Origin of the sequence: Pseudomonas sp. RL_5y_Pfl2_73 (assembly GCF_963970515.1) — a bacterium.
Lineage (GTDB): Bacteria > Pseudomonadota > Gammaproteobacteria > Pseudomonadales > Pseudomonadaceae > Aquipseudomonas.
In genome coordinates, this window is sequence record NZ_CAXAPD010000020.1 from 68,629 (window position 1) to 91,414 (window position 22,786).

24 protein-coding genes are annotated in these 22,786 nt (G+C 60.2%); 5 read left to right on the forward strand and 19 right to left on the reverse strand.

The window, feature by feature from the left end; genetic code table 11:
• Positions 1–8: 8 nt before the first annotated feature.
• From AACY42_RS19370 to AACY42_RS19390, 5 genes are read right to left on the reverse strand one after another with little or no spacing between them, the layout of a single operon-like run.
• The gene (locus AACY42_RS19370; protein WP_339481667.1) at positions 9–3,113 is read right to left on the reverse strand and encodes a pilus assembly protein; all 3,105 of its coding nucleotides are present in this window, start codon (positions 3,111–3,113) and stop codon (positions 9–11) included.
• Positions 3,100–3,570: a pilus assembly PilX family protein gene (locus tag AACY42_RS19375; protein WP_339481669.1), complete on the reverse strand. Its 471-nt coding sequence runs from the start codon at positions 3,568–3,570 to the stop codon at positions 3,100–3,102. Before AACY42_RS19375 ends, AACY42_RS19370 begins: the two co-directional genes overlap by 14 nt.
• An 11-nt stretch (positions 3,571–3,581) precedes the next feature.
• Positions 3,582–4,298, reverse strand: a complete 717-nt coding sequence (locus AACY42_RS19380) for a PilW family protein (RefSeq protein ID WP_339481671.1) — start codon at positions 4,296–4,298, stop codon at positions 3,582–3,584.
• The gene (gene pilV, locus AACY42_RS19385; RefSeq protein ID WP_339481673.1) at positions 4,295–4,756 is read right to left on the reverse strand and encodes a type IV pilus modification protein PilV; all 462 of its coding nucleotides are present in this window, start codon (positions 4,754–4,756) and stop codon (positions 4,295–4,297) included. Before pilV ends, AACY42_RS19380 begins: the two co-directional genes overlap by 4 nt.
• On the reverse strand, positions 4,753–5,226 hold the full coding sequence (locus tag AACY42_RS19390) for a GspH/FimT family pseudopilin (protein WP_339481675.1): 474 nt from the start codon (positions 5,224–5,226) through the stop codon (positions 4,753–4,755). Before AACY42_RS19390 ends, pilV begins: the two co-directional genes overlap by 4 nt.
• A gap of 120 nt (positions 5,227–5,346) precedes the next feature.
• Here AACY42_RS19390 and AACY42_RS19395 point away from each other — a divergent pair, with 120 nt between their 5' ends.
• Complete coding sequence (locus AACY42_RS19395; protein WP_339481677.1) at positions 5,347–5,886, forward strand: GspH/FimT family pseudopilin; 540 nt, start codon at positions 5,347–5,349, stop codon at positions 5,884–5,886.
• Here the strand turns inward: AACY42_RS19395 and ispH are convergent.
• The 6 genes from ispH to murJ all read right to left on the reverse strand — a co-directional run bounded on the left by ispH (position 5,840) and on the right by murJ (position 13,309).
• On the reverse strand, positions 5,840–6,787 hold the full coding sequence (ispH, locus tag AACY42_RS19400; protein WP_339481678.1) for a 4-hydroxy-3-methylbut-2-enyl diphosphate reductase: 948 nt from the start codon (positions 6,785–6,787) through the stop codon (positions 5,840–5,842). The genes AACY42_RS19395 and ispH overlap by 47 nt on opposite strands.
• Positions 6,788–6,922: 135 nt before the next feature.
• Entirely contained in the window at positions 6,923–7,360 is a 438-nt protein-coding gene (fkpB, locus tag AACY42_RS19405) for an FKBP-type peptidyl-prolyl cis-trans isomerase (protein WP_339481679.1), read from the reverse strand.
• Positions 7,353–7,865 carry a signal peptidase II gene (lspA, locus tag AACY42_RS19410; protein ID WP_339481680.1) on the reverse strand — a complete coding sequence of 171 codons (513 nt, stop codon included), beginning with the start codon at positions 7,863–7,865 and terminating at the stop codon, positions 7,353–7,355. Before lspA ends, fkpB begins: the two co-directional genes overlap by 8 nt.
• The gene (gene ileS, locus AACY42_RS19415) at positions 7,858–10,689 is read right to left on the reverse strand and encodes an isoleucine--tRNA ligase (protein ID WP_339481681.1); all 2,832 of its coding nucleotides are present in this window, start codon (positions 10,687–10,689) and stop codon (positions 7,858–7,860) included. The genes lspA and ileS overlap by 8 nt, the downstream gene beginning before the upstream one ends.
• Before the next feature lie 13 nt (positions 10,690–10,702).
• On the reverse strand, positions 10,703–11,641 hold the full coding sequence (gene ribF / locus AACY42_RS19420; protein ID WP_339481683.1) for a bifunctional riboflavin kinase/FAD synthetase: 939 nt from the start codon (positions 11,639–11,641) through the stop codon (positions 10,703–10,705).
• Positions 11,642–11,770: 129 nt separating this feature from the next.
• Positions 11,771–13,309 (reverse strand): murein biosynthesis integral membrane protein MurJ, encoded by a 1,539-nt coding sequence (gene murJ / locus AACY42_RS19425; RefSeq protein ID WP_339481685.1) that lies wholly within the window; start codon positions 13,307–13,309, stop codon positions 11,771–11,773.
• A gap of 254 nt (positions 13,310–13,563) precedes the next feature.
• On the opposite strand from murJ, the gene rpsT reads away from it, so the two are divergent.
• Positions 13,564–13,842, forward strand: coding sequence for a 30S ribosomal protein S20 (rpsT, locus tag AACY42_RS19430; protein WP_003185593.1), 279 nt, complete (start codon positions 13,564–13,566; stop codon positions 13,840–13,842).
• Positions 13,843–14,422: 580 nt separating this feature from the next.
• Here rpsT and AACY42_RS19435 read toward each other — a convergent pair.
• The 5 genes from AACY42_RS19435 to rplU form a co-directional block, all read right to left on the reverse strand.
• Positions 14,423–14,878, reverse strand: coding sequence for a CreA family protein (locus AACY42_RS19435; RefSeq protein ID WP_339481687.1), 456 nt, complete (start codon positions 14,876–14,878; stop codon positions 14,423–14,425).
• A 9-nt stretch (positions 14,879–14,887) separates the two neighbouring features.
• Positions 14,888–16,006 carry a glutamate 5-kinase gene (gene proB, locus AACY42_RS19440; RefSeq protein WP_339481724.1) on the reverse strand — a complete coding sequence of 373 codons (1,119 nt, stop codon included), beginning with the start codon at positions 16,004–16,006 and terminating at the stop codon, positions 14,888–14,890.
• A 325-nt stretch (positions 16,007–16,331) separates the two neighbouring features.
• Positions 16,332–17,555, reverse strand: a complete 1,224-nt coding sequence (cgtA, locus tag AACY42_RS19445) for an Obg family GTPase CgtA (RefSeq protein WP_339481689.1) — start codon at positions 17,553–17,555, stop codon at positions 16,332–16,334.
• A 190-nt stretch (positions 17,556–17,745) separates the two neighbouring features.
• Positions 17,746–18,003, reverse strand: coding sequence for a 50S ribosomal protein L27 (gene rpmA, locus AACY42_RS19450; protein ID WP_003176049.1), 258 nt, complete (start codon positions 18,001–18,003; stop codon positions 17,746–17,748).
• Positions 18,004–18,038: 35 nt separating this feature from the next.
• On the reverse strand, positions 18,039–18,353 hold the full coding sequence (gene rplU, locus AACY42_RS19455) for a 50S ribosomal protein L21 (RefSeq protein ID WP_003176051.1): 315 nt from the start codon (positions 18,351–18,353) through the stop codon (positions 18,039–18,041).
• Between the two features lie 239 nt (positions 18,354–18,592).
• On the opposite strand from rplU, the gene AACY42_RS19460 reads away from it, so the two are divergent.
• The 3 genes from AACY42_RS19460 (at position 18,593) to AACY42_RS19470 (ending at position 20,575) form a co-directional block, all read left to right on the forward strand.
• Entirely contained in the window at positions 18,593–19,561 is a 969-nt protein-coding gene (locus AACY42_RS19460) for a polyprenyl synthetase family protein (protein ID WP_339481691.1), read from the forward strand.
• Positions 19,562–19,766: 205 nt separating this feature from the next.
• Positions 19,767–20,111: a zinc ribbon domain-containing protein YjdM gene (locus AACY42_RS19465; RefSeq protein WP_339481693.1), complete on the forward strand. Its 345-nt coding sequence runs from the start codon at positions 19,767–19,769 to the stop codon at positions 20,109–20,111.
• 206 nt (positions 20,112–20,317) lie between these two features.
• Positions 20,318–20,575 (forward strand): PA4570 family protein, encoded by a 258-nt coding sequence (locus AACY42_RS19470; protein WP_339481694.1) that lies wholly within the window; start codon positions 20,318–20,320, stop codon positions 20,573–20,575.
• 133 nt (positions 20,576–20,708) lie between these two features.
• On the opposite strand, the gene AACY42_RS19475 is transcribed toward AACY42_RS19470, so the two are convergent.
• The 3 genes from AACY42_RS19475 to AACY42_RS19485 all read right to left on the reverse strand — a co-directional run bounded on the left by AACY42_RS19475 (position 20,709) and on the right by AACY42_RS19485 (position 22,492).
• Complete coding sequence (locus tag AACY42_RS19475; RefSeq protein WP_003205746.1) at positions 20,709–21,326, reverse strand: FKBP-type peptidyl-prolyl cis-trans isomerase; 618 nt, start codon at positions 21,324–21,326, stop codon at positions 20,709–20,711.
• A gap of 203 nt (positions 21,327–21,529) precedes the next feature.
• Positions 21,530–22,018, reverse strand: a complete 489-nt coding sequence (locus AACY42_RS19480) for a TIGR00645 family protein (RefSeq protein ID WP_339481696.1) — start codon at positions 22,016–22,018, stop codon at positions 21,530–21,532.
• A gap of 132 nt (positions 22,019–22,150) precedes the next feature.
• The gene (locus AACY42_RS19485; protein ID WP_339481697.1) at positions 22,151–22,492 is read right to left on the reverse strand and encodes a PA4575 family protein; all 342 of its coding nucleotides are present in this window, start codon (positions 22,490–22,492) and stop codon (positions 22,151–22,153) included.
• Positions 22,493–22,786 lie beyond the last annotated feature (294 nt).

Consider the following 22,786-nt stretch of genomic DNA (forward strand, 5'->3'; position numbering starts at 1 on the left):
TTGCCTCTTCATTGTATTTGCCGCCACATGATGCGACGACTGCCGCCCACGGATTTTTCCAGCAGCTCGGTGATATTGCCGCTGGAGTCGTTGACGATCATGTTGGTGGCCCCGCTGGCGCTGACCACAGCGCTCAAGGTCGGGATACCACCCGTGAACACCACCCCGCTGGAAATCGTGTCGGAGCTGTTGAGTGTGCCATCACCGTTGGTATCGAGCACCGCATAGTTGAGCATCTTACCGTTGAACGCATCCAATTCGATCAGTTTGCCGGTACCGAAGCTGGCGCACGGGTCGGTGGTGTCCACGGCGGCCGTGGTAAAGACCACGCGCCCTAGCACCAGGTTGGCCGGGTTGATTACCCGCTCCCCGGTCAGCGCATTGTTGTACACCAACGGCAGGTACCAACCCTTTTTCGTCGGATAAGCCACGTCGGTCTGGCTGGTGGTCACGAACTGCCCCGTGTTGCCTGAGAACACACCCGTGATCGACTGGGCCTGCAGGCTCGACACGGTGATTTGCCCGGCACCGCCGGTGGCGTCCCATATCGAGTAGAACCCTTGCAGGTCCTTGTTGAGTTTATCAGCCGTTTCGTTGAACTTGCCGGTGCCGAAAAACACCTGGGTACCGCCCTGCGGGTTGTCCGCCAGCAGCGGTTGAACGGTGATCGGCTGGGTCGAGCCCCCGGGGGCGGTGAACAACGGCTGGCCGGAAAATGCCACGCCCCAGGTGGTCGGAGAGGTGCCGCTGAGGTCGAACTTCCACATCCGCCCTTTCAGGTCGCCACCGTATGCCGCCTGCACCACATTCTGGGAGTTGACCCGCAGCTTGACCGACGACAAGCCATTACCGGTCTCGTTGCTGTTAACAACAATTTTCCTGATCAACGAGCCGTCACGGATATCCACCACGTACAATGCCGCGACACCGCTGTTGCTGCCGTAGCCGTTGGAGATGAACGCCGCCCAGCGCCCATCCGCCAGGCGGGCGACTTCGGGGCGGGCGTAGGCGTAACCCAGGTCATTGAAGGCGTTGGTCGTGTTGGCAACGGCTGGCGCGCTGATTTCCCACAATGCCCGCAACACATTGCCCGCCGTCGCATCGAACAGCTGGACCGCGAAGAATGTCTTGCCCCCGGCACCGGTGCCACCCAAGGCCACCGTCTTCCAGGCACTCCCCGATTGCGTATCGAATACGCCGATCTGTCCGTCCACTAAAAACTTGTGGCTCACACCATTGACGTAGGTAGTGTCGGCAATGCTCTGCAACGATGGCAGCACGCTCGACGGCATATAAGCATAGCGCCGCGTACCGTTTGCACTGTTGATGACGCTGAAAAAACCGTCGTTGGCGTTCACCACCAGGCTGGTGTTCATGTTCGCCGCCTTGGTCGTCAGGTACGTGCTGTAGCTGGTGTCGTTGAGCAAATCCGCAGCGGTCTGTTCATTGGGTGATGCCAGTACCAGCGGCGAATTGATGATGTCCCCCAGCAAGACACTGCGCACCTTCAAACCGGTTTTGTTGACGCCCTTGCTCCACTCCACTAGGTCGTTACCGGTGACCCCCGTCGGTAGGCTCTGGCTGAGGCTGGTTTGCTGAGCCGTCGAAAAGTTGCTGTAGGCCAGGGTCACGGGCACGTTGGTCGCCGTGTTCCAGGATTGGTAAATCGGTGCCGTGGCGCCGGGCACGATGGCGGTGTCGGTGGTCCACTGCACCGCGGCCCTGTTGACCGTACCTGTCGCGGTGAAGCCGAACGCCCGGAGCGTACCGCGCCAGTCCTTGGGGTTATAGGTGGTCTGGTAGTAACTGGAGGTACTGGACAACGTGGCGGCGTTGGTCGTACCAGCGCCCCCGGAACCGGCCTTGGAAGTGATATCGCTCAGGGCGGAGGCCAATGCTGAGTTCAGGCCTTCGCTGTCGCTCGCTTGGTAATACTTGCCTGCGCCATAGCGAGCGGCGTCGGACAACATCGGGTTGCTGGCGGTAAACCCCACGGTGTAGGTATTGAGGTACTGCCGGGGAAAATCCGTGGCATTCCAGCTCTGGCCGGTGGCGTCGGTGCCGGTGGAACGCATATCGATGTCGAAGGCAAACTTGGCGATGTCATCCAGGTAAAGCGTGTCACCCTCGCCATCACCATTGAGATCGGCGCCATCGTTGTTGATGCCATCCCAATTCGGCAGCCGAGCCAAGCCCAGCGGGTCGTTGGTGGGGAACGTCCGATCAAAGGTGGGTAGACCGTCAGTGATCACCACGCCGAAATTTTTCTGGCAACGGTACTGGATCGGGCTGGTGTAGGTGCTCGGCGTGCCGTTGAAGTAAGGCGCCATGCCCCTGAAGTAGCGGGTGACTTCGTAATAGCTCTCGGCCAGCGGCGTATTCGCCACGGCACCCAAACCGTTGATCGCATTGATCAGGGCACTGTAGTTGCTGTTGGCCTGGGCCTGGGTCACGCTGCCGCTGACCGGCGACAGGTCGCTGATGGCACGGGCAATGTAGCCCCCAGGGCCGGAGTTGCTGAAGCTGGGTGGGTTGAAGGTGGCGAGGCCGATGCGTAGGGCGCGGTTATTGGCGACCAGATCGTTGGACACGCTCTGTGCCACGTTGATTCGGTAGTCATCAGGTATTGAGCCGCTGGTGAAGTCCCGGTTCGACCCATTGGACAAGGTCAGCAAATAAGACAGGTATTTGGCTGTGTAACGCGTATTCCCGTTACCCACCGGGTCGGGGAGTCTCAGGCAGACATCTCCAAGATCGCTTCGATAAAAGCCATACCAGTTGCCCGCCTTGGAACAACCGCCTCGGGACAGGCTCGCCAGCAAAACATTGCCATCGTCCATATCCAGTCTGGCAATGCTGTTGCAGTGATTATTCGACTCGCATGTATAAACAGTCGGCCGGGACACATTCGGATCAAACCCCGCCGCCCAGATAATGTTGTTCATGCTCCCCGAATCATCGATCAGCAGCATCACGTTGGGCGTAACGGCGGCCGCACTCAACAAGGGCGAATCCGAAGGCGTGAACGCATAGACCGGGGCCGCCAGGTAAAGGCCCAGCAACGCCCCCCACAACGCCTGCCACCTGCCGCGAAGCACCTTAGTATTTCGCATAGATGCTCTCCACCACGCTGCGCTGGTTATTGCCCACCACCGCCACCGCCGTGATCCGGTACAGCGTCGCTGAGGTATTGACCGGGACGTTGACCGCCGCAAGCGTAGTGCCGATGTTCTGCACACCATAAAACCCGCCGGCAGCGGCAACCCAGGTCACCCCCGAGGATGAATAATGCCCTGCCGCCTTAACGGTCGCCGACTCGGGCGGCGGCGCACATTGGATCGTGGTGGTACAGACGGGCAAGGAATAGGTCTCGACCTGCACCGCACTCTCACCCACCCTCAACGCAGCCTCGGCGATCTGGAAGGACTGGTTGCGTTGCATGACGCTGCTGGTCATTTTTTCCTGAAGCGTGGCGCTCTGCATCGACGACAGGCCAATCAGCGTCAGCAACAACAGGAAAACCAGGCTGACCAGCAGTGCCATGCCCCGCTGGCGATGCTTGAGACTCATCGATCGCCCCCTCATAGAAGCCGGTTGCGCAAAGCGGCAACCACATTGAAGGTCTGCTCGCGCACGGTGTTTCTCGGATCAAAGAGCGTCAGGCTCAGGCGCACGCTGCGGATCAGTGCCGGGTCTGCCGGGTTGCCGGTGTAGCTCGACGCTGCGATGTCCGTGGCGCTGCCGGCCACGCCAAACATCACGTCGAACGCCCGTACGTTGTCCACCAGCACCGACAGGGTCGGCGGATTGCCGGTGCCGCTGCCCAGCAGCAATTGGTTGTTGTTGAAGCTGTAGACCAGTCGGCGGATCGGGAAGGCCAACTGCCCCGCCGCTGGCACCCGTGCTTTCGAGTAGGCCGTCGCCGAGGTACGGCAATCGGAGGCGACGGTCCAGGTCGGCACGCTGCCGCCACTCCCGATGTCCGCTGTTACCAGGGTCAATCTCCGGTTGGTGTTATCCCAGCGGATTGGAGTGGTCTGGCTGGCAGCGAAACTGTTATCCGTTGAAGCGTCGATGATGGTCGCCAGGCAACCGAACATGCCCACCATGCGAATCTCCTGGACCATTTTGCTCAAGGCAAATCGCGCGTCCTCCTGCATCACCGCGGCGGCACTCTGGCTGACATAGGTATTTTTGGCGGCAATGAAAATCTGCACGACACCCAGCACGACGATCAGGCTGAGCACCAGCGCGATCATCAGCTCGATCAGGCCAAAACCACGACTGTGCCTGTTCATGGCTTCGTTCCTAGCGGATCGACAGCGACGCGGCTGGTCAGCACGAAGCTGCGCCGTGCCTCGGCCGCGTTGGTGGTGTTGGCGGCCCGGTCGTCGTCCCAGGAAATGGTGATGGTATAGACCCGCTGGTTCAGCGCAATGGTGCCAGTGGCCGTGGCGCCGCCGAAGGCAATGATATTGGTCTTGAAATCGTACAGGTCCTGGTCCCGGGCCACGTTGAGGTTCGGCGAGCTGGGCGGTGTGAGGGTGTAGTCGGCACCGGAGTTGGCGCGAATGCGGTCCAGCAGGTCGTAGGCAATGAAGCTGGCCTGGCTGGTCATGCGCGAACTGTCGGTGTACTTGAGCGCATTGAGCTGGATCATCGCCGCCCCCAGCAAACCGACGCCGAGAATCAGCACCGCCACCAGCACTTCGATCAAGGTCATGCCGGCCTGTGCCCTCTTACTGCAACCCCTCATCCGCAACTTCCACCCAATACGATTCTTCCATTGAGACAAACACTCAGCGTCCTGCTCTGCGCCCCGCGTACATAATTGAAACTCACCGGCGTGGCCGGTGCCGACAACCCGCCGAGGTTGTTGAAATCAATATTGTTCACCTCTGAGGTTAGCGTCAGAGTCGCGCCGCTGCTCATTGCTGGAACAACCCGCAATACAATGGCCTGCGTTCCCGTACTGTCATACACCGTCAGTTCGCCGCTCCAGACACTGTCCTGGGCCGTGGGACGAATGCGTGTAGTGACACCACGGTCGATCGCCTCCATCCGGGCAAAGTTCAACGCCCGGCGCAAGTCGCCGATCTCGGTATCAGCCTTGGTGCTCTGCAGCGAGCCGGTGAATGACGGCACCGCCATGGTGATCAGGATCAGCAACACGCCAAGGGCCACCAGCACCTCGATCAGCGTGAAACCTTTTGTACGAAGATCCATCGATGCCCTCCGTTGCCGTCGGCTATACCTGCTTCTACACGCTAGAACAAACCACCGCCGTATGTGCGGTTGTTTCGGTTTACCGCGCTCGTCGTTTTCGTACTCCAGGGAGGAGACGTCATGTATCAACAGGGCTTCAGCCTGATCGAACTGCTCATGGGACTGGCAATCGCCGCAATTGTTCTGCCGTGGGCCGGCGCGAGCTACAAAGAGCTGATCGAATCCATCGAACGCGAGGACACCGCGCAATTGCTGATCAGCGGGTTACGCATTGCCCGCAGCGAAGCCATCACGCGTAACCATCGAGTTTTGATCCAAGGAATAGATAATGACTGGGGCAAGGGCTGGCGAATCATGCTGGACAACAAGGAGAAAACCTTGCTGATGGAACGCACCGCAAACGCCCGTGTGATCGGCAACCAGCCGATGAGACGCAGGGTGTGGTTCGGCAACCAGGGAGCAGCCCTGTACCCCAGCGGCGCATTCCTGGCCGGCAGGCTGCATGTCTGCGCCAAGCGCGGACCGGTCAGCCACCATCAAGTGATACTGGCGCCCTCCGGCCGCGTCCACCTGGAAAGCGTCGAAGCCGAACAGGCGCTGTGCGAGAAAGGACTTAAAGCAAGGAGCGCACGCGCAGCTCTTTCGGCATCGAGAACGTGATGTTCTCCTCGCGACCGGCCAGTTCATCGGCACCCGTTGCGCCCCAGGCCTGCAACTGCTGAATCACGCCGCGCACCAGGACTTCCGGCGCGGAAGCGCCGGCGGTGATGCCAATGCGCTCGACCCCGTCGAACCAGTTGCGTTGCATGTCCTCGGCACCGTCGATCAGGTAGGCCGGTGTGGCCATGCGCTCGGCCAGCTCACGCAAGCGGTTGGAGTTGGAACTGTTAGGGCTGCCGACGACCAACACCACATCGCATTCGTTAGCCAGTTGCTTGACCGCATCCTGGCGGTTCTGGGTGGCGTAGCAGATATCATCCTTGCGCGGCCCGCCGATGGCCGGAAAGCGCGAGCGCAGGGCATCGATCACACGGCTGGTGTCGTCCATGGACAGGGTCGTCTGGGTAACAAAAGCCAGGCTCTCAGGGTTACGAACCTGCAAGGCCGCCACGTCTTCCTCGTCTTCGACCAGGTAGATCGCACCGCCGTTGCTGGCATCGTACTGGCCCATGGTGCCTTCGACTTCCGGATGGCCTTCATGGCCGATCAGGATGCATTCGCGACCGTCACGGCTGTAGCGCGCCACTTCGATGTGCACCTTGGTCACCAATGGGCACGTCGCGTCGAAGACCTTCAGGCCACGACCGGCGGCTTCGGTGCGTACCGCCTGGGAAACTCCGTGGGCGCTGAAGATCACGATGACGTCGTCCGGCACCTGGTCCAGTTCCTCGACGAAAATGGCGCCGCGGCTGCGTAGGTCTTCAACGACGAATTTGTTGTGGACCACTTCGTGGCGCACGTAGATCGGCGGCCCGAAAACTTCCAGGGCGCGGTTGACGATTTCGATCGCCCGGTCCACACCGGCGCAGAAGCCACGGGGGTTGGCGAGTTTGATTTGCATGCTGTGCCTCGTGTCTGTGGGAGCGAGCCTGCTCGCGATGCGGTGGGTCAGTCAACTCGACGGTGGCTGTAACTCAGCCTTCGCGAGCAGGCTCGCTCCCACAGGTATTGTGGGAGCGCTAATTGCCGTTAACTCTTAAACCGCCTTGACCTCAAGGATTTCAACTTCGAAGGTCAAGGATTTGCCCGCCAGCGGATGGTTGAAGTCCACGGTCACCTGAGCGTCGTCGAAAGCCTTCACTACACCCGGCAGCTCGGTATTGGCCGCGTCGTTGAAGATCACCAGCAAGCCCTGGGACAGTTCCATGTCCTGAAACTGGGAGCGTGGCATGGTCTGCACGTTTTGCGGGTTGGGCTGACCAAAGGCGTTTTCTGGCGGTACGACCACGGTGCGCTTGTCGCCAGCCTTGAAGCCGAAGATCGCCGCTTCGAAGCCTGGCAGCAGGTTGCCATCACCGACCTTGAACACCGCCGGGGCCTTGTCGAAGGTGCTGTCGACGGTGTCACCGTTTTCCAGATGCAGGGCGAAGTGAAGCTTCACTTCAGTGTTTTGAGCGATACGCTGCTCAGTCATGGATGGCTTCTCCGGTTTTCTTGCTCTTGAACATGTCCAGGGCGAGCATCACGGCACCCACGCTGATGGCGCTGTCGGCAAAGTTGAACGCCGGGAAATACCAGCGGTTCTGCCAATGCACCAGAATGAAATCGATGACGTGGCCCAGGGCGATGCGGTCATAGAGATTGCCCAAGGCGCCACCGAGCACCAAGGCCAGCGCCACCGCCAGCCAGGTCTCATTGCGCCCCAAACGTTTGAGCCAGACCACCAGCACGGCGCTGACCACGACGGCAATCAAGGCGAAGAGCCAGCGCTGCCAGCCCGAACTGTCGGCCAGGAAGCTGAATGCCGCCCCGGTGTTGTAGGCCAAGGTCCAGCTGAAGTAGTCGGGAATGATCACGATCTGCTGGTACATGGTCAGCGAGCTCTCGAAGTAGTGTTTGCTGGCCTGGTCGATGACCAGTACCAGCACACTCAACCAGAGCCAGCCCAGCCGCCCGAAGCGGCCCGCCGCGTTAGGCATAATGACGAACCTCACCGGTGCCGCTGATGTTGTCGACGCAACGACCGCAGATTTCTGGATGCTCCGGGTTCACGCCAACGTCTTCGCGGCAGTGCCAGCAACGGGCGCACTTGGTGTGGTTCGACTTGACGATCTTCAGTTTCAGGCCGCTGACTTCAGTGGTCACTGCATCGGCCGGCGCCTGCACGAAAGGTGCAACGCTGGCGGTGGAGGTGATCAGCACGAAGCGCAGCTCGTTGCTCAGCTTGGCCAGATCGGCACTCAGGGCGTCTTCGGCGTAGAGGGTCACTTCGGCCTGCAGGTTGCCACCGACGGCCTTGGCCGCGCGCTGGATTTCCATCTCCTTGTTGACCGCCGCCTTGACCGCCATCACGCGATCCCAATACGCGCGGTCCAGCTCGAAGCCTTGCGGCAGTTCGGTCAGGCCTTCGTACCAGGTGTTGAGCATCACCGATTCGTTACGCTTGCCCGGCAGATACTGCCACAGCTCGTCGGCGGTGAACGCCAGGATCGGTGCGATCCAGCGCACCAGCGCCTCGCTGATGTGGAACAGCGCGGTCTGGCACGAACGACGGGCCTTGCTGTTGGCGCCAGTGGTGTACTGGCGGTCCTTGATGATGTCGAGGTAGAAACCACCGAGCTCCTGCACGCAGAAGTTGTGGATTTTGGAGTAGACGTTCCAGAAACGGTACTCGCCGTAGTGCTCCTGCAACTCGCGTTGCAGCAACAGGGTACGGTCCACGGCCCAACGGTCCAGCGCAAGCATTTCTTCGGCCGGCAGCAGGTCGGTGGCCGGGTTGAAACCGGTCAGGTTGGAAAGCAGGAAGCGCGCGGTGTTACGGATGCGCCGGTAGGCGTCCGCGCTGCGCTGCAGGATCTGCTCGGAAACGGCCATCTCGCCGGAATAATCGGTGGACGCAACCCACAGGCGCATGATGTCGGCGCCGAGGGTGTCGTTGACCTTCTGCGGTGCGATCACGTTGCCCAGGGACTTGGACATCTTGCGGCCGGACTCGTCGACCGTGAAACCGTGGGTCAGCAACTCGCGATACGGCGCGTGGTTGTCGATGGCGCAACCGGTCAGCAGCGACGAGTGGAACCAGCCGCGGTGCTGGTCCGAGCCTTCCAGGTACAGGTCGGCACGCGGGCCGGTCTCGTGGCCCATTGGGTGCGAACCGCGCAGCACGTGCCAATGGGTGGTGCCAGAGTCGAACCAGACGTCCAGGGTGTCGCTGATCTTGTCGTACAGCGGCGCTTCGTCACCCAGCAACTCGGCGGCATCCATCTTGAACCAGGCGTCGATGCCTTCGGCTTCGACGCGCTTGGCCACGATCTCCATCAGTTCGACGGTGCGCGGGTGCAACTCGCCGCTTTCCTTGTTCAGGAAGAACGGGATCGGCACGCCCCAATTGCGCTGGCGGGAGATGCACCAGTCCGGACGGTTGGCGATCATCGAGTGCAGGCGCGCCTGGCCCCAGGCCGGCACGAACTGGGTTTCTTCGATGGCCTTGAGCGAACGCTGGCGCAGGGTATCGCCGCTGGTGGGCTGCTTGTCCATGCCGATGAACCACTGCGCGGTGGCGCGGTAGATCAGCGGGGTCTTGTGCCGCCAGCAGTGCATGTAGCTGTGTTCAATGACGGTGGTGTGCAGCAGCGCGCCAACTTCGGTCAGCTTGTCGACGATGGCCGGATTGGCTTTCCAGATGAACTGGCCGCCAAAGAACTCCAGCGACGGTGCGTACACGCCATTGCTCTGCACCGGGTTGAGGATGTCGTCGTTGACCATGCCGTATTTCTTGCAAGTCACGAAGTCGTCGACGCCATAGGCCGGCGCGGAGTGAACCACGCCAGTGCCCGCGCCCAGTTCCACGTAGTCGGCCAGGTACACCGGCGACAGGCGGTCATAGAACGGATGACGGAAATTGATCAGCTCCAGCGCCGAACCTGGCGCGGTGGCAACCACCGATCCTTCGAGGTTGTAGCGCGCCAGGCAGGATTCGACCAACTCTTCGGCCAGCACCAACAGCTTGTCGCCGACGTCGACCAGGGCGTAGTTGAATTCCGGGTGGACGTTCAGCGCCTGGTTGGCCGGGATGGTCCACGGGGTGGTGGTCCAGATGACGATCGACGCCGGCTTGGCCAGCTTGCCCAGGCCGAAGGCCGCGGCCAGCTTGTCTTCATCAGCGATCGGGAACGCGACGTCGATGGTCGAGGACTTCTTGTTCTCGTACTCGACTTCCGCCTCGGCCAGGGCCGAACCGCAATCGAAGCACCAGTTCACCGGCTTGAGGCCCTTGAACACGAAGCCACCCTCGACGATTTTCGCCAGGGCACGGATTTCGCCGGCTTCGTTCTTGAAGTCCATGGTTTTGTACGGGTTGGCGAAGTCGCCCAGCACGCCGAGACGGATGAATTCGGACTTCTGCCCTTCGATCTGCTCGGTGGCGTAAGCACGGCACAGTTCGCGGGTCTTGTCCGCGCCCAGGTTCTTGCCGTGAGTCACTTCGACCTTGTGCTCGATCGGCAGGCCGTGGCAGTCCCAGCCTGGGACATACGGCGCATCAAAACCCGACAGGGTCTTGGAGCGGATGATCATGTCCTTGAGAATCTTGTTCAGCGCGTGACCGATGTGGATAGTGCCGTTGGCGTACGGAGGGCCGTCGTGCAGGACGAACTTCGGACGATCCTTGCCAATTTCGCGCAACTTTCCGTACAGGCCAATGCTGTCCCAACGCTGCAGAATCTGTGGTTCGCGCTGAGGCAGGCCGGCCTTCATTGGGAAGGCGGTGTCCGGAAGGTTTAGCGTGGCTTTATAGTCGGTCATTTAAGGCTCTTCATTAGCGATTGGCGCTGGTTGCGGCAAGGGCACGGGCGGCGGCGATATCTGCATGGATCGCCGTCTTGAGCGCCTCCAGAGAGGCAAAACGCTGCTCTTCACGCAGCTTATGGTGGAAAACCACCGTCAAACGCCGGTCATACAGATCGCCGGCAAAATCCAGAACATGTACTTCAAGGTGGGCCTTACCATCGCCCTGGACCGTGGGTCGCACGCCGATGTTGGCGACGCCGGGCCAGGTCTTGCCGTCGATCTCGACACTCACCAGGAACACCCCGGTCAGCGGCACACGACGACGCTTGAGTTGCACGTTGGCCGTCGGCGTGCCCAATTGGCGCGCCAGTTTCTGCCCGTGCAGGATCCGCCCGGCAATCCGGTACGGCCGGCCAAGCAAGCGCTCGGCCAATTCGAAGTCGCCAGCCGCCAGGGCATTGCGGACCTGGGTGCTGCTGACACGCAAGCCATCGATCTCGACCGTCTGCGCCGCTTCGACAGTGAAGCCCTGGGTCATACCGGCCTGTTGCAGGTAATCGAAATCCCCGGAGCGGTCGCAGCCAAAGCGGAAATCATCGCCGACTTCCAGATGCTTCACATCAAGACCGCCCACCAGGATGGTATCGACGAATTCGGCGGCACTGAGCTTGCTCAGGCGCTGGTTGAAGGCCAGGCACAGGACCCGGTCGACGCCTTCGGCGGCCAGCAGTTGCAGCTTGTCCCGCAACCGGGCCAGACGGGCCGGGGCGGTTTCCGGGGCGAAAAACTCCCGCGGCTGCGGCTCGAAGATTACCACGCAGCTCGGCACGCCCAATTCCAGCGCACGCTCGCGCAGCCGCGCCAGGATAGCCTGGTGACCACGGTGAACACCGTCAAAGTTGCCAATAGTGGCGACACAGCCCCGATGTTGGGGGCGCAGGTTGTGGAGGCCTCGAACCAGCTGCATAACGCGCTTCTTGCTCATAAAGTGGCCGATTATAACCACACCCGGCGGTCGACGACAGGCAACACCGCACCCCAAAGTGATCGAACCGACAAAACCACTGCCCGACCCGGGATTATCGAGGGCCGCTCCTCAGCTCAAGGCCTTGCGGTTGAAGTCGCGCAGACGGAACCCCATCAGCAGCAACATGCCGAAATACGCCACCACGCCGGCAACCACCAGAGCCCCCAGGCGCAGGAAACGCTCGAGCATCTGCCCTTCGCCCCAAGCCGGCATGAAATGCATCGCCCCCAGCAAAACCGCCGACATCACCGCCACGGCGACCAGCAGCTTGAGGCCGAACTTGCCCCAGCCCGGCTGCGGTTGATACATCTTCTGCTTGCGCAACTGGTAAAACAGCAACCCGGCGTTGAGACACGCGCCGGCGCTGATCGCCAGGGCCAGGCCGGCGTGGGCCAACGGGCCGATAAGCAACAGGTTGAACAATTGGGTCATCGCCAGGGTGAAAATGGCGATTTTCACTGGTGTGCGAATGTTCTGCTGGGCATAGAACCCCGGCGCCAGCACCTTGATCACGATGATCCCGAGCAAGCCCACCGAGTATGCGATCAACGCACGCTGGGTCATCAAGGCGTCGAACGCATTGAATTGACCATATTGGAACAGCGAAACCGTCAGCGGCTCAGCCAGGATTCCCAGGGCCAGGGAACAGGGCAAGACCAGCACGAAACACAGGCGCAGGCCCCAGTCGAGGATGCGCGAGTATTCCTGGCGGTCCTGACTGGCGTAGGTCTTGGCCAGGGTTGGCAGCAGGATCGTACCCAGGGCCACACCCAGCACGCCGGACGGCAACTCCATCAAACGGTCGGCGTAATACATCCACGACACCGAGCCGGCCACCAGGAAGGAGGCAAAGATGGTGTTGATGATCAGGGAAATCTGGCTCACCGACACCCCGAGGATCGCCGGCAACATCTGCTTCATCACCCGCCACACGCCGCTGTCGCGCAGGTTCAGCCGTGGCAGCACCAACATGCCGATCTTTTTCAGGTGCGGCAGTTGATAGAGTAATTGCGCCAGGCCGCCCACCAGCACTGCCCAGCCCAGGGCCATCACCGGAGGATCGAAATACGGCGTCAGGAATACTGCGAACACGATCATGCTGACATTGAGCAAGGTCGGCACGAAGGCCGGTACGGAAAAGCGGTTCCAGGTATTGAGGATCGCCCCCGCCAGGGACGACAGGGAAATCAGCAATATATAAGGAAAGGTCACCCGCAGCAGGTCCGAGGTGAGCTGGAACTTTTCCGGGGTGTCAGTGAAACCCGGGGCCGTGGCCCAGATCACCCAGGGCGCGGCGAGCATACCGGCAGCCGTGACCAGCGCCAGCACCAACGTCAGCAGACCGGTGACGTAGGCAATGAATGTGCGGGTCGCTTCGTCGCCCTTTTGGCTTTTATATTCCGCCAGGATCGGCACGAAGGCCTGGGAGAACGCCCCCTCAGCGAAGATCCGCCGCAGCAGGTTGGGCAATTTGAAGGCGATGAAGAAGGCGTCGGTGGCCATCCCGGCACCAAATATCCGCGCAATCAACGTATCGCGAACGAACCCCAGGACGCGGGAAAGCATCGTGATAGAGCTGACGGCAGCCAACGATTTGAGCAGATTCATGAAAAGAGTTTTTGCCTGTCGATAAACAGCAGGCGAACAACGCGCCCACTTGTGCGATACTCCGCGCCGCTAAACAGTGCAGAGCCAAAGCCCGCGAGTTTACAGGTCGCACGCCGGAAAGAAATCCTTCGGTGCGCAGCACCTGCCATTCAGCGGAACGCGTCACCCGCCCTTGACAAGACTTCAACTCATCGGCATGATTCGCGGCCTATTTTGTTTGCTATTTCCCAAAAAGTCTTTCGAGGAGCTCGACGGTGGCCAACACACCTTCCGCCAAAAAACGTGCAAAACAGGCTGAGAAGCGTCGCAGCCACAACGCCAGCCTGCGTTCCATGGTCCGTACCTACATCAAGAACGTAGTTAAGGCCATCGACGCAAAAGACGCTGAAAAAGCTCAAGCTGCTTACGTTCTGGCTGTGCCAGTTATCGACCGTATGGCCGATAAAGGCATCATCCACAAGAACAAGGCTGCTCGTCATAAGAGCCGCCTGAATGGCCACGTAAAGGCCCTGAACGTTGCCGCTGCTGCCTAAGCGACACGCTCATTAAAAAACCGACCTCAGGGTCGGTTTTTTATTGCCTGCGGTTTAATACCCCTCCTTGCGGGAGCGATGGATCCGCTTGTCCCAATACTGAGCGCACAGGCTCACCCCTACATTGGTTCTCGGACGCTGTATATCCACTGCTCACCACAGGCCCCTTATGGGAGCGAGCCCGCTCGCGATGGCGCCAGTGAAAACAGACACCTGCACTAACGCCCCGCACTACCCCCCAAAACTGAAAACCACCGGCTTGGGCGAAGGACTGAACCGGTCACCAATCTGGACACCCGTTACAATTTCCCTCGCCCCGAGGCGGCACGCACTCATAAGTCAGCGCGAACCAGCGCCCTTCGCACCACTGGAAAGTCTTTTTTGCAGGTGTCGCGCCAAGGACCCTCTGGCGACTACCCCACCGAAGCCGGAACGCCGCCAACGCCGAAGCCCCGACAAAAACCGAACACCCCAATGCAAACAACAACAAAAACACACGCACACGAATCCCTTCGCGCCAAAAGCACAACAAATCCATGAAAAAAAAAGCGAGCCGATCGGCTCGCCCGCTATTCGCGACTTAACGCCAAGGCAAGATCGGAATAGCCGTCACCGCGTTCTGCGGGCTGCCCTCGATCACGCGATCACTGTAGACCAGGTACACCAGCGTATTGCGCTTCTTGTCGAGGAATCGCACCACTTGCATGGTTTTGAACACCAGCGAAGTGCGCTCGCGGAATACCTCTTCGCCATCCTTGAGCTCACCCTTGAAGCTGATAGGCCCCACCTGACGGCAGGCGATGGACGCCTCGGCGCGATCCTCGGCCAGGCCCAGACCGCCTTTCACGCCGCCGGTCTTGGCCCGCGACAGGTAACAGGTCACGCCGTCCACCTTGGGATCGTCGAACGCCTCGACCACGATCCGATCGTTCGGCCCGACAAACTTGAACACCGTCGACACCCGACCAATTTCTTCGGCCGAAGCCAGCAGCGGTACTGCCAACAGCAAGCCGATCAACCCTTTTGCCAAACTCATGATTTTTCCTTAGACGAGGATCAAGTTGTCACGGTGAACCAGCTCGGGCTCCGCCATGTAACCCAACAGACCGACAATCGCATCAGACGACTGACCGATGATTTTCTGCGCTTCCAGCGCGCTGTAGTTGGCCAGGCCCCGAGCGATCTCGCGACCGTCCGGGGCCACACACACCACCATTTCGCCCCGACGGAAACTGCCCTGGACCAGCTTCACACCGACCGGCAACAGGCTTTTGTTGCCCTGGGACAGAGCCGACACCGCGCCAGCGTCCAGCACCAAGGTGCCACGGGTCTGCAGATGCCCAGCCAGCCACTGCTTGCGTGCCGCCAACATGCCGCGCTCCGGGGAGAGTAAGGTGCCGATGCGCTCGCCGGCTTTCAGACGATCCAGCACCCGCTCCAAGCGTCCACCAACAATGATGGTGTGAGCCCCGGACCGCGCCGCCAGACGCGCAGCGCGCAGCTTGGTCTGCATGCCGCCACGGCCCAGCGCACCACCAGTGCTGCCCGCCACCGCGTCCAGCGCCGGATCGTCGGCACGGGCTTCGTAGATCAGTTTGGCATCGGGATTGTTGCGCGGATCGGCGTCGAACATGCCGTCGCGATCCGTGAGAATCACCAGCAGGTCCGCTTCCACCAGGTTCGCCACCAGCGCGGCCAGGGTGTCGTTATCGCCGAAACGGATCTCGTCGGTAACCACCGTGTCGTTCTCGTTGATCACCGGGATGACTTTCAGCTCCACCAGCGCCCGCAAGGTACTGCGGGCATTGAGGTAGCGCTTGCGGTCGGACAGGTCGTCGTGGGTCAGCAGGATCTGCGCCGTATGGCGACCGTGCTCGGCGAAACTTGATTCCCAAGCCTGCACCAAGCCCATCTGGCCAATGGCGGCGGCAGCCTGCAGCTCATGCATCGCGCTGGGTCGCGACGCCCAGCCCAAACGACTCATACCGGCTGCCACAGCCCCCGAAGAGACCAATACCAGCTCGACGCCAGCCTCATGCAAGGCCACCATCTGCTCGACCCACACCGTCATCGCCTGACGATCCAAGCCCTTGCCATCCGCTGTCAGCAGTGCGCTGCCGATCTTCACGACCCAGCGCCGCGCCCCCGTCACCTTGCTCCGCATCATCTTCAACCTTTGCCAGCGAACGGCGCGACCCAGCGCCGCCCATAGGATTATTCGTATTTGCGTCTTACAGACACCAAAACGCCGCTCGAATGAGCGGCGCCTTGGAAACCGGCTGGTTGCGATGATAACACCGCACCGAAACACTTGAACCTGCCCCCGAGAATCCTTGGAGGGATGAGCCTGCAGGAGCAAAACCTTCTCGCGATGACGTCATCACACCCAACATCTTTGCCGGCCGTAAAATCGCTATCGCGAGCAAGCTTTGCTCCCACAGGTTCGCCCACATGGGCCTTAGCCCCAACTGGGCGGCATCAGCACAAGATCAGTCACGAACGTAGATGATTTCCGGACCGTCTTCGTCATCCACATCTTCTTCGTCCCAATCGTCGTCACCAATGTCATGGACCGACTTGACGCCACTGCGACGCAGGGCACGCTGGTCGTCCAGCGCCTGCAACTGGGCACGAGCCTCATCTTCGATGCGCTGATCGAGTTCGGCCAGCTCTTCCTTGTAGGCCGGATCGTTGGCCAGGCGGTCAGCGCGATCTTCCAGGTAACGCATGATGTCGTGGCACAGGCGCTCGGTGCCCTCTTTGGCGATGGCCGAGATCACGTAGACCGGACCTTCCCACTCTAAGCGATCAACGATTTCCTTGACCCGCGCCTCATGCTCTTCTTCAAGGATCTGGTCGCACTTGTTCAACACCAACCAACGGTCGCGCTCGGCCAGGGCCGGGCTGAACTTGGTCAGTTCGTTGACGATGACCTCGGCAGCATCGGCGGCATTGGTCTCATCCAACGGCGCCATGTCCACGAGGTGCAGCAACAGACGGGTACGGGACAAATGCTTGAGGAAACGAATCCCCAGGCCCGCGCCCTCGGAAGCGCCTTCGATCAACCCCGGGATGTCCGCGACCACGAAACTCTTCCAGCGATCGACGCTGACCACGCCCAGGTTCGGCACCAGAGTGGTGAACGGGTAATCGGCCACTTTCGGCTTGGCCGCCGACACCGAGCGAATGAAGGTACTTTTACCGGCGTTCGGCAGACCCAGCAGACCCACGTCGGCCAACACTTTCATTTCCAGTTTCAGGTCACGCTGCTCGCCCGGCTTGCCCGGCGTGGTCTGGCGTGGCGCACGGTTGGTACTGGATTTGAAGCGGGTATTGCCCAGGCCGTGCCAGCCGCCATGGACGACCAGCAAACGCTGGCCTGCCTTGGTCAGATCGCCAATCACTTCCTGGGTCGCGGAATCGATCACCGTGGTGCCGACCGGCACGCGCAGGACCAGGTCTTCGCCCTTCTTGCCGGTGCAGTCGGTGCTGCCGCCGTTGGAGCCACGCTCAGCATCGAAGTGCCGGGTGTAACGATAGTCAACCAGGGTGTTGAGGTTTTCGTCGGCGAGCATGTAGATCGAGCCGCCGTCACCTCCGTCACCACCGTTAGGACCACCGTTTTCAATGAATTTTTCCCGACGGAAACTCATGCAACCATTGCCGCCGTCGCCAGCCTTTACTCGAATCGATACTTCATCAACAAACTTCATGACACACGCCTCTCGCCATACGGACGAGCCAAAAAAACAAGACATAAGACTCTTGCAAAAATGAGCGCAGCGACCTGATAACACGCCCCAACCGCAGCGCCGACAGCCCATACAAACAGTTTTGCAAGAGACTCACCCCACAAACGAAAAAGCCCCGTCGCAAGACAGGGCTTTTCCAGCGATCTCGCAATTAAGCTGCGACAACGCTCACGTAACGGCGGTTGAACGCGCCCTTTACTTCAAACTTGATCACGCCTTCGATTTTCGCGAAGAGGGTGTGATCTTTACCCATGCCAACACCGTAACCGGCGTGGAATTGGGTGCCGCGCTGACGCACGATGATGTTGCCCGGAATGATTTTCTGGCCACCATACATCTTCACGCCAAGGCGTTTGGCTTCTGAGTCGCGACCGTTACGGGTACTACCACCAGCTTTTTTGTGTGCCATGAGTTCAATTCTCCTAGTGAGGAATTAGGCTGAAATTAAGCCTGAATACCGGTGATTTTGATCTCGGTGTACCACTGGCGGTGGCCCATACGCTTCATGTGGTGCTTACGGCGACGGAACTTGATGATGCGGACTTTATCGTGACGACCCTGGGAGATCACTTCAGCCACAACGGTAGCGCCAGCAACGACTGGAGCGCCGATATTCACGTCATCGCCATTGGCGACCAACAGAACGCGATCAAAAGTCACGGATTCGCCGGTAGCGATTTCCAGTTTTTCGATCTTCAGGTATTCACCTGGGGCGACCTTGTATTGCTTGCCACCAGTAACAATTACTGCGTACGACATGGTATTTCTCCGATAATCCTGCTCACCCAGCGCTTTATAAGAAGAGGTATTGGCTGGCATGGCTGCATGGGCTGGAAGGCCCTAATGCAATTGCGTAAGGCAGGTGCTGCCCAGGAAGTTCAGGGTGCGCGATTGTACGCAAGGCGCAACAGCCTTGCAAGTAGCCGTCCATCGCGCCTTGACAGGCCTGGGTGGGGGTCCTAGCATGCCGCGCAACCCTTCTGGAGCACCTGTCGCTGATGCAACCCCAAGCTTTCTACCGCACGGTGGCGGACGATTTTAGCGCCGTCGACGGCATCATCAAGAAGCAGCTGACTTCCCGAGTGCCGCTGGTATCGAAAATCGGCGACTACATCACATCGGCCGGCGGTAAACGCCTGCGGCCTTTATTGGTGTTGTTGTGCGGCAAGGCCCTGGGTCGCGAAGGCGACGACATGCGCCTGCTGGCCGCCACCATCGAATTCCTGCACACCGCGACCCTGCTGCACGATGACGTGGTCGACATGTCCGGCATGCGGCGCGGCCGTTCGACCGCCAACGCCATGTGGGGCAATGCTCCCAGCGTGCTGGTGGGCGACTTCCTGTATTCGCGCTCGTTCGAAATGATGGTCGAACTGGGCTCGATGCCGGTGATGAAAATCCTGTCCCAGGCCACACGCATCATCGCCGAAGGCGAAGTGCTGCAATTGTCCAAGGTGCGCGATGCCAGCACCACGGAAGAAACCTACATGGAAGTCATCCGCGGCAAGACCGCGATGCTCTTCGAAGCCTCGACCCACAGCGCCGCCGCCCTGGCCGGTGCCAGCGCCGAGCAGAGCGAAGCACTGCGCACCTTCGGCGACCACTTGGGCGTGGCCTTCCAGTTGGTGGACGACCTGCTCGACTACAAGGGCGATGCCGAGACCCTGGGCAAGAACGTCGGTGACGACCTGGCCGAAGGCAAGCCGACCCTACCGCTGATCTACACCATGCGCGAAGGCACACCAGAACAGGCCGCTCTGGTCCGCCAGGCGATCCAGAAAGGCGGGATCGAAGACCTGGAAAGCATCCGTGTCGCAGTTGAAGCGTCCGGCTCGCTGGACTACACCGCCAAACTGGCCCGGGACTACATTGCCCGCGCGATCAAATGCCTCGACGCCCTGCCGGCCAGCGAATACCGCGATGCGCTGGTGGAACTGAGCGAGTTTGCGGTGGCGCGTACCCACTGATCCACAAGGGGCTTTTCGTGGGCGCAAGGCTTGCCCGCGATGGCGACGATGCGGTCCTTCAGACACCGAGTCGCCTGTATCGCGGGCAGCCTTGCTCCCACAAGTCCCCTCGCCACAGGGCTTCGAACGCAGCACCGCCCCTCCTCTGCAACAAAACCCTATATAATGTGCGCCCTTTTGCCCTCCTGATACCCAAGGAACCTTAGTGAGCACGTTGCCTCCCTGCCCGAAATGCAATTCCGAATACACCTACGAAGACGGTACTCAACTGGTCTGCCCGGAGTGTGCCCACGAATGGTCCGCCAGCGGCGAAGCTGAAACAGTGTCCGACGATACCGTGATGAAGAAAGATTCGGTCGGCAACGTCCTGCAGGACGGCGATACCATCACCGTGATCAAGGACCTCAAGGTCAAGGGCACGTCGCTGGTGGTCAAGGTCGGCACCAAGGTCAAGAACATCCGCCTGTGCGATGGCGACCATGACATCGACTGCAAGATCGACGGCATCGGCCCGATGAAACTCAAATCCGAGTTCGTCAGAAAAGTCTGATCCTGCTGTATTCCATCCCACACCCCACATGTGGGATGGAACTTCGCCCTCTCCGCTTCGACCCCATTTCTCGGGCGCTATCCAAGCGCCAGCCGTTCTGAGCCGCCATAACCCATCGTCAGAAAAACAATCGCAACGCCAATAGAGACTTGCTATTTAGCGAATAAGAATTATTCTCATCGAACCCCATCAAGGAGATGAGAACCATGACTTATTTGATCGATGCCTGGCTGGACCGCCCACACCCCTACCTCAGGATCCTGCATCGGGAAACCGGGGAAGTCTGTGCGGTGCTTGAAGAAGAAGCCTTGAACGAGCTGCAGGACCAGGGGGATCTGGACCTCAACAGTCTCAACTCCAGTGAGCCGATGGTGCTCAAGGAACTGGTGCGCAACCTGTTCCTGTTCTGCTACGCCCGGGCGTTGCGCCCCACGGGTGATTTCAGCGGCAGGTTCCACGGATGAGCACAAAGAACCTGTGGGAGCGAGCTTGCTCGCGATGGCGGTCGGTCAGTCGACATTTTCGTTACTGACACACCGCCATCGCGAGCAAGCTCGCTCCCACAGTTTTTATCCGGCGGTAAAACCGGACAGGGCCTTACAGTACGTCCAACAGCTCGACGTCAAACACCAGCACGCTGTGCGGTGGAATGCTGCCAACGCCTTGAGCGCCGTAAGCCAGTTCGCTTGGCACGTACAGGCGCCATTTGCTGCCAGCATTCATCAGTTGCAGTGCTTCGGTCCAGCCTGGGATCACGCCGCCTACCGGGAATTCGGCTGGCTGGCCACGATCGTAGGAACTGTCGAACACAGTGCCGTCGATCAGGGTGCCGTGGTAATGGGTACGCACCTGGTCTTCACGGGTCGGCTTGGCGCCTTCACCCTGGGTCAGCACTTCGAATTGCAGGCCGGAAGCCAGAGTGGTGATGCCTTCACGCTTGGCGTTTTCGGCCAGGAACGCACGGCCTTCGCCAGCGGCGGCTTCAGCCTTCGCAGCGGCTTCGGCTTGCATGATTTCACGAATGACCTTGAAGCTGGCGGACATCTCGTCCTGGCCCACGCGGCTTGGCTTGCCGGCGAACGCGTCGGTCAGGCCGGCCAGGATCGCATCCAGGCTCACGCCCGGTGGCGGGTTGTCGCGCAGTTGGTCGCCCAACTGACGGCCAATGCCGTAGCTGACGCGGGTTTCGTCGGTGGACAGGTTAACTTCGGACATGATGCTGCTCCGCTGTGCGGACGGCTCGAGAGTTGCCGTGTGCCACGGCGTCTCCCGGAGCGCCCGGAACCAAAAGGGCGAGCAGACTAGCACAGATGCCACTGCTGGTGACGAGCCCCCCGGCGTCAAAGCGACCTGCCAGAAACGACAACGCCCGCCTGCAATTTGCCAGGCGGGCGTTGCGCCAGCGCGGTGAACGGGCCTCAGTGCTTGGTCAGTTTGTCCAGGTACCCCATGGCAAATGCCGAGACCACGAAAGTCATGTGGATGATCACGTACCACATCAGGTGCTCGGGATCGACGTTCTTGGCGTCCATGAAAATGCGCAGCAGGTGGATGGAGGAAATAGCCACGATCGAGGCGGCGACTTTCATCTTCAGCGATGAAGAGTCCATGGTGCCCAGCCAGTTGAGCTTTTCCTTGTCCTCGGCGATGTCCAGTTGCGAGACGAAGTTCTCGTAGCCGGAAATCATCACCATCACCAGTAGGCCACCCACCAGTGCCATGTCGATCAGCGACAGCAGCACCAGGATCAGGTCGGACTCAGCCATGGAAAACACGTTGGGGATGACGTGAAAGACCTCCTGGAAGAATTTCAGCGCCAAGGCTAGCAAGCCCAGGGACAGCCCGAAGTAGATCGGCGCTAGCAGCCAACGGGAGGTGTACATTGCGTTTTCGATAAAGCGTTCCATTGAATCTCACACCTGGGCTGAAAAATCGCGGCGAGTATATCAGCCACGATCGGCCCCACAAACGTCGGGACCCTCCCTGATCCCTGCCCTTGTGTCAAAATTTTACTGCCGGTGCCCGTGCAGTGCTGGCCTTTAATGCAGCGGACGAAACTCGAAGCCACCGACGTTGCGACAACGGCCTCCATTGATTTCACGCAGCTGGGCTTGCATGTGCAGGGACCATATCTGCGGGTCGTCGGCCAGCTCGTAGCCGTGCAATGTCAGGTTCTGCACAATGGTGTCGAGGATGGATTCGGCGGCAGTCGGGCCGGGGAATGGCCCTTGGGCCTTGATGGCGGAGGGTTGTTCGCCAGCCATTCCGGCGGCGAAGAGCAAGGTCCACATCCCGGTATCCCCCGCCAGGGGGCGAATGGCGCATTCGATACGGGTGACAAGGCCCAGGCATTGACGAGTGAGGCAAAGGTTGCGCGACATGGCGGCGCCCCTCGGTAGATCCGGTATTCAGCCCCAGGAGGAGGCTGTTTCGATCCGATCGATGACTCTCGTTATCCTTGAGCTGAGGATAGAAGAAAAGTTCTGGTCGCAAGGACTTTCGAGACCAGAATGCGCCGAGCGGTCACAGTGTGAATATTGACGCCAAAGTGGTGGCGTTTTAGAGGGAATCCACCAAACAGAGCGAGCGCTTGTGGGAGCAAAGCTTGCTCGCGATGGGGTGGTCACATGCAACACTTCTGTTGACTGGACAAACGCTATCGCGAGCAAGCTTTG

Excerpts from the sequence above, each read along its gene's own strand:
- AACY42_RS19480 (WP_339481696.1), bottom strand. The coding sequence starts at position 22,018 with ATGGAACGCTTTATCGAAAACGCAATGTACACCTCCCGTTGGCTGCTA.
- rplU (WP_003176051.1), bottom strand. The coding sequence starts at position 18,353 with ATGTCGTACGCAGTAATTGTTACTGGTGGCAAGCAATACAAGGTCGCC.
- lspA (WP_339481680.1), bottom strand. The coding sequence starts at position 7,865 with ATGCCTAACGCGGCGGGCCGCTTCGGGCGGCTGGGCTGGCTCTGGTTG.
- ribF (WP_339481683.1), bottom strand. The coding sequence starts at position 11,641 with ATGCAGCTGGTTCGAGGCCTCCACAACCTGCGCCCCCAACATCGGGGC.
- AACY42_RS19390 (WP_339481675.1), bottom strand. The coding sequence starts at position 5,226 with ATGGATCTTCGTACAAAAGGTTTCACGCTGATCGAGGTGCTGGTGGCC.
- AACY42_RS19380 (WP_339481671.1), bottom strand. The coding sequence starts at position 4,298 with ATGAACAGGCACAGTCGTGGTTTTGGCCTGATCGAGCTGATGATCGCG.
- ileS (WP_339481681.1), bottom strand. The coding sequence starts at position 10,689 with ATGACCGACTATAAAGCCACGCTAAACCTTCCGGACACCGCCTTCCCA.
- AACY42_RS19475 (WP_003205746.1), bottom strand. The coding sequence starts at position 21,326 with ATGTCCGAAGTTAACCTGTCCACCGACGAAACCCGCGTCAGCTACGGC.
- proB (WP_339481724.1), bottom strand. The coding sequence starts at position 16,006 with ATGCGGAGCAAGGTGACGGGGGCGCGGCGCTGGGTCGTGAAGATCGGC.
- AACY42_RS19435 (WP_339481687.1), bottom strand. The coding sequence starts at position 14,878 with ATGAGTTTGGCAAAAGGGTTGATCGGCTTGCTGTTGGCAGTACCGCTG.
- murJ (WP_339481685.1), bottom strand. The coding sequence starts at position 13,309 with ATGAATCTGCTCAAATCGTTGGCTGCCGTCAGCTCTATCACGATGCTT.
- AACY42_RS19370 (WP_339481667.1), bottom strand. The coding sequence starts at position 3,113 with ATGCGAAATACTAAGGTGCTTCGCGGCAGGTGGCAGGCGTTGTGGGGG.
- cgtA (WP_339481689.1), bottom strand. The coding sequence starts at position 17,555 with ATGAAGTTTGTTGATGAAGTATCGATTCGAGTAAAGGCTGGCGACGGC.
- ispH (WP_339481678.1), bottom strand. The coding sequence starts at position 6,787 with ATGCAAATCAAACTCGCCAACCCCCGTGGCTTCTGCGCCGGTGTGGAC.
- pilV (WP_339481673.1), bottom strand. The coding sequence starts at position 4,756 with ATGAGGGGTTGCAGTAAGAGGGCACAGGCCGGCATGACCTTGATCGAA.
- AACY42_RS19460 (WP_339481691.1), top strand. The coding sequence starts at position 18,593 with ATGCAACCCCAAGCTTTCTACCGCACGGTGGCGGACGATTTTAGCGCC.
- fkpB (WP_339481679.1), bottom strand. The coding sequence starts at position 7,360 with ATGACTGAGCAGCGTATCGCTCAAAACACTGAAGTGAAGCTTCACTTC.
- AACY42_RS19395 (WP_339481677.1), top strand. The coding sequence starts at position 5,347 with ATGTATCAACAGGGCTTCAGCCTGATCGAACTGCTCATGGGACTGGCA.
- AACY42_RS19485 (WP_339481697.1), bottom strand. The coding sequence starts at position 22,492 with ATGTCGCGCAACCTTTGCCTCACTCGTCAATGCCTGGGCCTTGTCACC.
- AACY42_RS19470 (WP_339481694.1), top strand. The coding sequence starts at position 20,318 with ATGACTTATTTGATCGATGCCTGGCTGGACCGCCCACACCCCTACCTC.
- AACY42_RS19375 (WP_339481669.1), bottom strand. The coding sequence starts at position 3,570 with ATGAGTCTCAAGCATCGCCAGCGGGGCATGGCACTGCTGGTCAGCCTG.
- rpmA (WP_003176049.1), bottom strand. The coding sequence starts at position 18,003 with ATGGCACACAAAAAAGCTGGTGGTAGTACCCGTAACGGTCGCGACTCA.